At 52.7% G+C, this 11677-nt stretch carries 8 protein-coding genes and 2 tRNA genes; 8 read left to right on the top strand and 2 right to left on the bottom strand.

Annotated features, from left to right (window positions below; all coding sequences use genetic code 11):
* Positions 1-226: 226 nt before the first annotated feature.
* Genes rsxC through J7M22_13330 form a run of 6 tightly spaced genes read left to right on the top strand, consistent with a single transcriptional unit; the run spans position 227 to position 5052 of the window.
* Positions 227-1513 carry an electron transport complex subunit RsxC gene (gene rsxC / locus J7M22_13355; protein ID MCD6507595.1) on the top strand — a complete coding sequence of 429 codons (1287 nt, stop codon included), beginning with the start codon at positions 227-229 and terminating at the stop codon, positions 1511-1513.
* Position 1514: 1 nt separating this feature from the next.
* On the top strand, positions 1515-2480 hold the full coding sequence (locus J7M22_13350; protein MCD6507594.1) for an RnfABCDGE type electron transport complex subunit D: 966 nt from the start codon (positions 1515-1517) through the stop codon (positions 2478-2480).
* Positions 2477-3025, top strand: coding sequence for an RnfABCDGE type electron transport complex subunit G (locus J7M22_13345; protein MCD6507593.1), 549 nt, complete (start codon positions 2477-2479; stop codon positions 3023-3025). The genes J7M22_13350 and J7M22_13345 overlap by 4 nt, the downstream gene beginning before the upstream one ends.
* Positions 3022-3621 carry an electron transport complex subunit RsxE gene (rsxE, locus tag J7M22_13340; protein MCD6507592.1) on the top strand — a complete coding sequence of 200 codons (600 nt, stop codon included), beginning with the start codon at positions 3022-3024 and terminating at the stop codon, positions 3619-3621. The genes J7M22_13345 and rsxE overlap by 4 nt, the downstream gene beginning before the upstream one ends.
* Positions 3618-4205: an RnfABCDGE type electron transport complex subunit A gene (locus J7M22_13335; protein MCD6507591.1), complete on the top strand. Its 588-nt coding sequence runs from the start codon at positions 3618-3620 to the stop codon at positions 4203-4205. Before rsxE ends, J7M22_13335 begins: the two co-directional genes overlap by 4 nt.
* Before the next feature lie 16 nt (positions 4206-4221).
* The gene (locus J7M22_13330) at positions 4222-5052 is read left to right on the top strand and encodes an RnfABCDGE type electron transport complex subunit B (GenBank protein MCD6507590.1); all 831 of its coding nucleotides are present in this window, start codon (positions 4222-4224) and stop codon (positions 5050-5052) included.
* Positions 5053-5155: 103 nt separating this feature from the next.
* Here the strand turns inward: J7M22_13330 and J7M22_13325 are convergent.
* Positions 5156-5231, bottom strand: a tRNA-Glu gene (locus tag J7M22_13325).
* 4 nt (positions 5232-5235) lie between these two features.
* Positions 5236-5309, bottom strand: a tRNA-Gln gene (locus tag J7M22_13320).
* A gap of 281 nt (positions 5310-5590) precedes the next feature.
* Here J7M22_13320 and J7M22_13315 point away from each other — a divergent pair.
* Together J7M22_13315 and J7M22_13310 are read left to right on the top strand one after the other, a co-directional pair.
* Entirely contained in the window at positions 5591-9697 is a 4107-nt protein-coding gene (locus J7M22_13315; GenBank protein MCD6507589.1) for a hypothetical protein, read from the top strand.
* A gap of 1 nt (position 9698) precedes the next feature.
* Positions 9699-11105 (top strand): hypothetical protein, encoded by a 1407-nt coding sequence (locus J7M22_13310; GenBank protein MCD6507588.1) that lies wholly within the window; start codon positions 9699-9701, stop codon positions 11103-11105.
* Positions 11106-11677: the final 572 nt, after the last annotated feature.

Below are 11677 nucleotides of genomic sequence, written 5' to 3'. Positions count from 1 at the left end.
GAGAAGAAGGGAGATTAAGGAAAGGGAGGTGATTCAGGTAGAAGGATAGGGATGAGAAGATGACAAGATTTGATTCTTCTTCGGCCTTTGGGGCGGAAGGGTGGATTGTATCCTTATCAAATCATTGAAAAGCCCTCCCAGACACCCGTCGAGCTTGACATCCATATGGGGTTATTGTATCCTAATATATCGTTGATCCTCCTTTGGAGGTTCGCTTGTGGAAGCTATATTCAAATTTCGTAAAGGAGTTCATCTCCCCTACAGCAAAGTCACCGCCTCCCACAAAATAGAAAGATCAAAAATACCTGAAACGGCGGTAATTCCCCTACAACAGCATATCGGCGCCCCCGCTCAACCCATTGTCTCCGCCAAGGATACTGTATCGGTCGGACAGTTGATAGGCCAAAGCTCCGCCTTCGTGAGCGCCAACGTCCATTCAAGCGTCACAGGTGTCGTGAGGAGAATTGCCCCTATGCCTTCCCCTTCCGGAAGAAGTGTGCTGTCGGTGGTGATCGAGACGACGGAGGAGCCGGCGGAGAGCTACGAGCGGATAAGAGAGGTGGATGACTTAAGCAGGGAGGATATAATCAAGATAATCGCCGAGTCGGGGATCGTAGGGCTCGGTGGTGCCGGATTCCCCACCCACGTCAAGCTGAGTCCTCCCAAGGACAAACCGATTGACACGTTGATCATAAACGGTTCGGAGTGTGAGCCCTATCTCACGGCAGACCACAGGCTCATGCTCGAAAGGACGGATGAGATCATCGAAGGAACTCTGCTCCTCATGAAGGCCCTGAACGCCAAGGACTGCTTCATAGCGATAGAGGACAACAAACCCGATGCGATTAAGGCGTTTGAGGAGAGACTGGCCGGTAAGCCGATCAAGGTCGTGGAGACCAAAACGAGATATCCCCAGGGCGCCGAAAAGGTGTTGATCAAGTCCGTAACGGGAAGAGAGGTGCCTGTGGGAGGACTACCTCTGGACGTGGGAGTGGTGGTTCAAAATATCGGGACGACATATGCCGTCTTCGAGGCCGTGATACTCGGAAAGCCGCTTTACGAGCGAGTCGTCACGGTCACAGGTGAGGTTAATGATCCTAAAAACCTTTTAGTCAGAATCGGGACGCCTGTCTCTCAACTGATAGAGGAATGCGGCGGATACAAAGAGGGCGTAAGGCGGGTTATAATGGGTGGACCGATGATGGGCGTATCCCTTCCCTCCGACGAGGTGCCCGTCGTAAAGACCACAACGGGCATCCTGGCCTTAGGTGATATACCGAAGACGAGAAGATATCCGTGCATCAGTTGCGGCAGATGTATCGACGTCTGCCCGATGGGACTGATGCCGCGGATCTTTCCCATACTGTATGAGAAGGGGAGGTTCCAGGAAGCGTTGGAGTACGACGTATTAAACTGCATAGAATGTGGCTGTTGTGAGTATGAATGTCCCTCAAAGGTCCAAATCGTTCAATCCATAAGGGCCATCAAGAGCAGGTTAAGAAGGGAAAAGTAGAATGGAGGATTTTCTACTAGCTTCTTCGCCGCACATCAGGAAAAAGGCGGATACCCAAAGGATAATGCTCTACGTCATCATCGCCCTGATGCCCTCCTTAATCGCGGGGATATATCTGTTCGGCATCAGGGCGTTGATATTGACGGTGGTAAGCGTCCTGAGCTGCGTCGGCTCGGAGTTCGCCATACGGAAGATACTGAAAAAGGAGAGAAGCATACACGATTTGAGCGCTGTGGTAACCGGGCTCATCATCGCTCTGATACTGCCTCCTACGGTTTCGATCGTGATGACGATCGTGGCGTGTGCGTTCGCGATAGTTATCGTGAAGGAGTTCTTCGGGGGACTTGGTAAGAACATATTCAACCCTGCCGCAAGCGCCAGGGTCTTCCTGATGGCCACCTGGCCCGCCTTCGTCAACAAATATGTCGAGCCAAGGGAGTTCCTCTCCAAGAAATGGTTCTCGGTCGCAGATGGGGTCACCTCGGCGACCCCGCATCTGAGAAATCTGAGTGAGATGACCTTCACCAAGGGTTGGCATCTGATCGGAAAGCTGTTCTGGGGCAATATCTCGGGCTCGATGGGAGAGACGAGCGCCTTCGCTATTCTCATCGGCGCTGCCTTTCTCCTCGCGATGAGGGTGATCCGCTGGGATATCCCCACCGCCTATCTTGGGACAAGCGTCGTCCTTGCCCTTATAGCGAATTACAACCCGCTATATTACCTCTTCGTCGGTGGCCTTATGTTCGGCGCCTTCTTCATGGCCACCGATTACGTCACAAGTCCCATCACGACGAAGGGAAGACTCATCTATGGCATAGGGCTGGGGATACTGACCTTCGTCATCAGGAGGTATGGCAGCTTGCCCGAAGGCGTGGTATATTCGATCCTGATCATGAACGGCTTCACACCCCTTATAAACTCCCTTATAAGACCGACCGCCTTCGGCAAAGTGAGGGTGAGAAAGTGAAAGATATAATAAGGCTTTCGATAATCCTGGGCTTCGTCTGCTCCGTATCGGCTTTCTCCCTCTCGTTCGTCTACCAACATACGAAGCCGATAATAGAGCAGAACAGGGAGAAGGAATTGCGCGAGTCCCTTTCGAACGTGCTGCCCGAGACGAAGATCGACTATAACCCGATAACCGAAGGCGAGCTCTTCGATGTCTTAAAGGCAAACGTAGCCCTCATCGCCCTCTATAAAGGAAGCAAGGATGGGAAAACGGTCTACGCGGCTTCCGTGAGCGTCGGGGGATATCAGGGGGCCATCAGGCTTTTGATCGGTTTCGATCCGGCCGTCCCTGAGGTTCTGGGGGTGAAGGTGCTCGAACAAGCTGAAACCCCTGGCCTCGGCTCAAGGATCGAGGAGGAGGATTTTCTGAACAAGCTTAAAGGGAGACTGAGACCTCAGGAGAAATACGACACGATAACCGGCGCCACCATCTCCTCAAGCGCCGTGATAGGCGGAATAGTGAGGACGATGAAAGCAGTCCTTAAGGCGAGGAGGAAAGGATGAACCTGAAAAACTTCACGAAAGGATTGTGGACGGATCTGCCTGTGCTTCGGGTGCTGCTTGGGTTTTGCCCGACCCTGGCCGTCACGAACAAAGCGGCAAATGGTCTGACGATGGGGCTCGCCACCACCTTCGTCCTTCTCTTCTCCTCATCATTGATCTCGATCTTCAGGAGATGGATACCATCTAGGATCCGTATACCGATCTTCATCGTCGTCATAGCCAGCTTCGTCACGATCGTGGATTACACCCTGGCGGCGTATTACAGGGAGATGCACAAAGTCTTGGGGATCTACGTGCCGTTGATCGTCGTTAACTGCCTGATCCTGGGAAGGGTGGAAGCGTTTGCATCCAAGAGGCCGTTGGGAGATTCCATACTGGACGCCCTTGGCATGGGCATAGGATTCACATTGGTACTCGTAGTGCTTGGCTCGATAAGGGAGCTTTTCGGGTTTGGGACCATATTCTCCCATCAGATCCTCGCAAAACCGTATGAGCCGATGGTGATAATGATAGTTCCTCCGGGGGCTTTGCTCAGCCTCGGATTGCTTTTGGGATTGATGAACCTGGTAAGCAGGCGATTGGAGGAGAGAAGATGAAGGAGATATTCTTTGTGTTTTTCACCGCGGCGGTCCTGAACAATTTCGTCCTAACCAACTTCCTGGGCATCTGTCCGTTTTTGGGCGTCTCCAGGAAGAAGGGCCCGGCATTGGCCATGAGCGGAGCCGTCATCTTCGTCATGTTCATAGCCTCCATCTTCACGTGGATGATCTACTACTTCCTGCTTAAGAGATACGGCCTGGAGTTCCTGAAGATACCAGCCTTCATACTGGTGATAGGGACGTTGGTTCAGTTGATCGAGACATTCATGCGCCGATTCGCGGAGAGGATGTATGACGTCTTCGGTATATACCTGCCCCTCATCACGACGAACTGCGCTATCCTGGGCGTGACCCTCATAAACATAAACCGCGAGTTCACGTTTCATAACTCCCTGGTCTACTCCCTCGGCGCCGGTGTGGGTTTTGGCATAGCCATGATAATCATGGCTGGGATAAGGGAACAACTGGAATACGTGGATCTGCCCAAGGCGCTTGAGGGGGTTCCCATAGCCCTGCTGATAGCGGGCATATTGTCGATGGCATTTCAGGGGTTTGCCGGAACCGTGACCCTCTTAAAATAGATCGGAGGAACGTCAAATGGCCGATACTATAATCCCGGCAATCGCGATATTGGGAGGTATGGGTCTCCTGTTCGGGTTTGGCTTGGCCTATATAGCCAGAAAACTGGCCGTCACGGAGGACGAGAAGGTCGAGGAAATAATGAACATACTGCCCGGTGCGGATTGCGGGGCGTGTGGATGTGCGGGATGTAAGGCCTTCGCGAGGGAGTTGGCGGCAGGCAAGAGGAAGCCGAGCGAATGCGTCGTCGGCGGGAAGGAGGTGGCATTGAAGTTGGCCTCGCTCCTAGGCACGGAGGCGGGGGAATTCCAGCCGAAGGTTGCCCAACTGTTCTGCATGGGCGGCAGAGAGGAGAGCGGCCCGAGGTTCAGTTACATCGGCATAACGACCTGTGAGGCTGCCAACCTGGTGGGAGGTGGGTTCAAGAAGTGCGAATATGGCTGTCTTGGGTTTGGAGATTGCGTCGCGGCCTGCCAATTCGGCGCTTTGAGCATGGATGAAAACGGGTTGCCCGTGATTGACAGGGAGAAATGTGTGGGATGTGGCGCATGCGTGAAGGCGTGTCCGAGAGGGCTGATCTCGCTTGTCCCCGAGGACGCGAGGGTTTTCGTGAGGTGCAGCTCGAAGGCATCTCCCGGAGAGGTAACGAAAGCCTGCACGGTCGGATGCATAGGATGCAGAAGATGTGAGAAGGCGTGTGAATACGATGCCATTCACGTTGACAAGGACACGGCTTTAGCTAGCATAGATTACACCAAATGCACGGCATGCGGCGCCTGCGTCGAAGTTTGCCCGAGGAAGATCATCGAGATAGAGGAGATAGAAGCGGAGAGATCTGAAGCCGCTTGATCTGGCTCCCGAGTGGTTCAGAACCACGGATAGGGTTCCAGGTGTCAGCGTTAAGTCGACGGGCAGGGCGATTCCCCAGCCAGCTAGGCTGGCTGGGGTTAAATGGTAGCGCTACGGGGATTCGAACCCCGGCCTGATGGCTGAGAACCATCTGTCCTAGACCCCTAGACGATAGCGCCGTGCTGGCTGCCGGGGAAGGATTCGAACCTCCACTACATGGTCCAGAGCCATGCGTCCTACCGTTAGACGACCCGGCAGCAAACCAAATTAAATTTTATCAAAATCCCTTCTGCTTGTCAAGAATTTATTTCCCGCACAAGGGATTTTCAACGCTTTTCGCCAGCGCTGTAGTGGTAGGCCCCCATGCCTGCCGGATTCGGAGGCGCGCAGGGAAACGCCCTTACCACGCCTGATTTGCCAAATCATCGAAAAGCCCTTTTCCCGCACAATGGGAAGCTTGACATCCACCTATGAACTCAATATCATACCAAATATGGCTATTGAGTTTAAGGATGCCTTTTTGAGGAGGAGAGGAGAGATGAGAAAGATTTTGATCCATACCGCTACCTTCCTGATAATAGTGATCGGACTTGTCCCATTTTCACGATCGGACGAACGGTTGAGCCTCGACGGCAGGTGGCTTATCTGCTATTCGAACTCCACAGGCATACCCCCGGATAATTCGAGATGGAGTGAGATCATCCTTCCGGCTACGGTAAGATCCAGACCTGAGAGATTCATATGGTTCAAGAGAAGCTTTGAACTTCCGCGGATCAGACGGGGGAGACGGGTCTATCTCCACTTTGGCGGCGTCAAGTACGTCTCGAAGGTCTTCCTCAACGGCAGAGAGGTAGGAGGACACTTCGGCGGATGGGAGCCTTTCGAGATAGACATCACAAGCTCCGTCAGGAAGGATGAAAATCTGATCGCTGTCAGAGTTCAGGATGTCCGGGGCGTGCTCAACAGGGAGCTCCCCTATAAGCAAGGTAGGGCCATGTTCGAGGGACAGAAGAACATCATCATGGCCCCTGTCGGTTCCAGGACGATGGATGTCGGGATATGGCAGAATGTCTATATATCGATCAGACACCCGCAGTTCATAGATGACGTATTCATAAAGACCTCCGTAAGAAGGAGGCAGATAGAGGTTGAGCTGACCATCAAAAACGATTCAGATCAGAGCGCAAACGGTAAGGTCAGATGCAGAATCCTCGATCAGGGGGAGGAGGTGCTTAGGCTGGAGGGCGATCTGAGACCTATGGAGGCGAAATCCAGCATCAAAAAGGTGCTTGTTAAACGGTGGGAAAATCCCAAATTATGGTCACCCCTCTCCCCTTATCTCTATACGATGAGGGTCGAGTTGCTTCAGGACGGTGAGGTGGTGGATACCAGAGATGAGAGATTCGGGTTCAGGGAGTTCTGGATCGACGGGATCTACTTCGTCCTCAATGGCAAAAGGATTAAGTTCCTCGCCACCGCTGGACATCCCCCGGCCAATTCAACCAGAAAGGATGCTGAAAATCTGTTCAGGGCGATCAAGAGCGCGAACTGCGTCGCTATGAGGCTTCACGCCAATTTATGGCCCGAATGGTGGTATGAGGTCGCCGATGAGATGGGTATACTGCTGGTCGAGGAGTCGGCCATCTGGTGCTTCGCAAAGGAGTATGCCCTCTCTAAGCCGGAGTTCTGGGAGAACGCTAGAAAGCATCTCGCCGGAATGGTCAGGCGGGATAAAAACCATCCTTCCGTCGTGATATACAGCGTTGAAAATGAGATCCTGCATACCGGCGGTACTAGAGTTCGTGACTGTGAGGAGAAACTAGCAGAGCTGGGGAGATTTCTCAAGGTGATCGATCCCACCAGACCGATCATGTACGACGGAGATGAGGACCCCGGCGGTGTAGCCGACATCATAAACCTGCATTATCCGCATGAGTTTCCCCAGTGGAACCTATATCCAAATACCTGCTACTGGCTTGAAAAAAGGGTTAAGGTCTCAGGATATCCCCGTAAGGAGTGGAGATGGTCACGGCTGAAACCCCTTTACATCGGCGAGTTCCTCTGGTCGCCAGGTAGAACCCCCGATCCATTCACCTTATTCGTGGGCGACGAGGCCTACAGGGATTTCAACGCCGGCAGAGCTAAAGCGAAGGCGATGGCTTGGCTGATGCAAATCCAAGGCTATAGAGCGCTGGACGTGGCTGGGATGTGTCCATGGACGCTCCTTGAAAGTGGACGATTTCCAAACGTTCAATACGATGCCGTCAAATACGCCTATGAGCCAAACGCCGCCTTCATCAAGGAGTATGACTCCAGATTCTTCGAGAAAGAGGAGATCGAGAGGACGATATACCTATACAACGATACCTACCGATCGGCAAAACTGAAGCTTAAATGGGAACTCTGGGATGGGAGAAGGAGAGTGGATTCCGGATCGCGAAAGTTCCAAATGGACCCCGCCGACAAGATCGTCACTCGAATCACCCTTCATATGCCTAAATACAGATACCCGGGACTCTCTCATCCGCTCAGACTTGTGATCAAGGTGGAGGAGAAAGGTGAGATTCTCTTCAGGGATATCAAGAACTACAGGCTTTTTCCGAGAAAACCGCGGCCGATCGGCAACCGGTTTAAGGTGGCCGTATACGACAGGGGCGGTGATCTGGCGAAGTTCCTCAGGGAAAGTGGTTTTGACGTGGTGGAGATCGGGGAGCCGTGGGAAGGAGAGATACCTGCCAGCGTATGCGTTATCGGCGCTCATATGCTGGATCTGTTCTCCACACCGTCCGTCCCCACCGTTGGAGCTCGCTCTGATCCCGGGGGGAGACTGAGGGAGTTCGTCCGCCGAGGCGGCGTCCTGGTCGTACTTGAACAAAATCTTTATCCCTCCAATATGTTCCCCGTTTCCCTGACCGATTATGCCTGTACGATCGCTTTCAAGCGGGCGGACCCCGGCGGCCTTTTCCTAGGCATAGGGGATGACGACTTCAAGTTCTGGCGGGGAGATAACATCGTTGCCGGAAAGATGATAGCCAAACCGAATCACGGTTCCTTCAGGACGATCGTGGATTCAGGCGGTTCGGGCGGATTGATCCACGCTGGCGTTATCGAGGTGCCGATGGGGAGAGGAAGATACCTGCTGAGCCAGCTTCTCATAGGCGGAAAGCTTCAAAGCGAGCCGATAGCCGGAAGGTTCCTGTTGAACCTCGTCGACTACGCGTGTAGAACCGCCGCTCAACCCTCTCCCAGGCATGTTCTGGCGCTTATCGGCAGGAGACTAAGCCGCGACTTGGAGAGGATAGATCTGAAGTATAAATTGGTGAAGGATATCCCCTTGCCCCAGGATTATCCTCTGCTGATGGTGGATGGACCGGAACTGGGAGGATTAAGCGATAAGTTAGAGGGAATGAGGAGCTACATTCGCCGAGGCGGGACCTTGATACTGCATGCCATCGAACCGAAATCGATGAAGGTGGTCAACCGGCTTTTACCTCGCGGACTCGTCCTTCAGAAATCTAAGGCGGTGCCGGTGTTGATAGAGGAAAAAGACGATCTAATAGCGGGGCTTTCAAATCAGGAGCTTTACTGGCTCGGACCACATACGGGAGATTGGCGATCGCGAACGCCGCTCGATCCCGGAATCATAGATTACATCCCCGCCGAGCCATTGCCGCCCCTCGAAAAATGTGATGTGATCGAGGCGGAGAGGATGAAACCCGAATCGAAATTCGGTCTCACCATAACGCAAAACGGCATGCATATGTATGCAGCGAGCTCCATCTCCGCCGAATATGAATTCCCCAAAGAGGGGAGGTACATCCTGGGGATCTTCGCCGGAGGCACACCGGTGGAGGGCGTCTATCCGGAGGTGACGATCTATCTGGACGGGGAGAGAATAGCAGGGATCATGCTGACTCACGGCGAGGAGGATATCTATTACGTTTCAATCAGAGCCCCTCAGGGAAGACATACCCTGAGCTTTGCCTTCACCAATGATGCCTACGCGCCGGAGAGAGGCGAGGATAGAAATCTCTTCCTAGATAAGGTCGCCATAGCACCGCTTAAGGAAATAGGCTTGAAGGAGATACTTAACCCTTCAGCATTGGTGAGGATAAAAAACGACAGGGGTATGATAATCATAGATCAGATCAACTGGCACGGCAAAACCGGCTCATCGGATAAGGCGGCCAGATATCTCTCCACCCTTATGACCAACCTGAGAGCGGAGTTCAGGGATACGACCTCCGGGGTGATCATAGATGCCGCTTCCATGGAACCCCAACCGAATATCAAGCTCTTCAAGCGGGTCGGCAGGGGAGTGAGGTTCGGCACAAACGGATATGTGACGTGCAGGGTAAACTTCGCATCTACCGATTCCTATATATTCGAGATCACAGCTAGAGGAACAAAGGCCGAAGGGGTGTATCCCGCGATAAAGCTCTCGCTGGACGAAAAAAGCATCGGCGAAGGGAACTTGCAAGGTGAGGGATGGCAGACGCTCCGATATAAAGCCGATGTGAAACGGGGAGTGCATAGGATAAAAATAGAATTTACCAACGATCTCTGGAGACCTCCTGAGGATAGAAATCTCGAGGTGCTTCAGATGAGGATATACCGATTGGTGGATCGCTCGGAGAACAGGTGAGATGCGAGGTGAAAGCGTAAGCCCGGTGAAATTCAGCGATTTGATGAGCGGCCTTCCCCAGATCTGGCCCCATGATCTCCTGTCTTCCATCCGTGAAAGGATCGCCCTTCTAGACGGGAAGCTGATCGTTTTAGATGATGATCCGACTGGATGCCAAACCGTTCACGATGTGCCGCTTTATACCGGATGGGAAGAGGAATCGCTGAAGTCCGCTCTGAGAGAGGAGTCCCACGTCGTTTATATCCTCACCAACTCACGATCTCTCCTCCCAGATGAAGCCGCCGAGCTGGCCCGAACGATAGGTCAGAGGCTATCAAAGCTCTCCGAGGAGCTAAAGGTTAAGCTCTTCTTGGTCAGTCGGAGCGATTCGACCCTGCGCGGTCATTTCCCTACCGAGACAAATGCCCTGGCAGAGGGGCTTTCCATGAGCTTCGACGCCACCTTCATAATTCCCTTCTTCCTGGAAGGTGGAAGGTATACGGTGAACGATGCCCACTGGGTTAGACAGGGGGAAATGATGATCCCGGCCGCTCAGACCGAATACGCCCGTGATCCAGCTTTTGGCTATATCCACTCTTATCTGCCGAAATGGGTTGAGGAGAAGACGGGAGGTATGGTGAAAGAGGACGAGGTAGAACGGATATCGATATGGGAACTCAGGAAGGAGGGCCCAGAGAAGCTGAGCCGAAGGCTGATGGAGCTTGAAGGTGGACGTATTGTGATCGTCAACGCCGCCGATTACAGGGATCTGGATGCGCTTTCCCTGGCATTGTTGGATGCGGAGATCAGCGGTAAACGATTCCTCCATCGAACAGCCGCTTCATTCGTTCGATCCAGAGGCGGCATCACACCCGGAGGGGTGCTTTCCGGGGAGGAATTACTCCCTCAAACGGACACGGAGCCGGGAGCTCTTGTGATAGTCGGGTCATATGTCGGGAGAACAACACGTCAGATGCAGAAGTTGCTTGAGATGCCGGATACGATCGGTATAGAGGTTCGAATCGCCGATCTATTGGGAGGGGAGAGAGGGAAAACGATAGATAGGATAACCCGTAAGATTGAGGAGATGATAAAGAAGGGGCTGATCGCCGTTCTCTTTACGGAGAGAAAACCGGTAAAAGGCTTTACACCTGAGGAATCATTGAAGATCGGCCGAAGGATCTCCTCGGCATTAGCGGAGATCACCCGAGGGTTAAACGCTCGTCCCTCCTTTATCCTCGCTAAAGGTGGCATAACCTCTCATGACATCGCCGTTAAAGGACTGGGAATAAGCCGCACAATGGTGCTTGGACAGATCTATCCTGGCGTTCCGGTTTGGAAGGTGAAAGATATCCCCTGTGTCGTTTTCCCAGGGAACGTCGGCGATGATGAGGCTATGGTTGAGGTGGTGAGAAGATTAAAAAGCTGATAACCCAAGTTGCGGGCTGTAAAAATCATAGGAAAGCGATACGGTAAAATGTCAAGGGCAGAATGAAGGCCAGCTCTTTGACAATTTCAAGACACACTAAACTTGAGCTATCCTGAGAGGCCTTGACAGGATAGACAAGAAGATGATTTAGCTATGAACTTTTTACCCTCTGACTCTGTTGGCAGCCTCACAAAGGTAATATCTCAGGTATCTGTTTCCACCACGAGAGAGAGGGGTCTCCCTGTCATATCTCCTTTTTTCTCCCATTTGGCTTCTCCTGTGATTCTAGGTGGTGGGGAGCTGAAGCCCTCCTCAATTTTAGCCGATTCCATCCCTCTGATTCCACCTTAATCCTCTGTCCAAAAATTGGGGGGAACTTCAAGCTCTCTTCTTCACAGATGAGGATGTGGCACAGCTGAGCAAGGACAGGAGAGAGCTTATAAGAAAGGAATATGTTGCAACCCTTGAAGGGATAGATCAGTTTGAGAAGCTTGTATGGCTAGGAGGCTTGAGATGGGGAGCAGTATCTGCAGGGGAAGTGGTCTTAATAGGAGACGGCTCAAGCTGGATAT

The organism is Candidatus Poribacteria bacterium, assembly GCA_021162805.1.
Classification (GTDB): Bacteria; Poribacteria; WGA-4E; order B28-G17; family B28-G17; genus JAGGXZ01.
The sequence above is the reverse complement of the archived record's forward strand: the minus strand, read 5'-3'. Positions and strand labels throughout refer to the sequence as shown.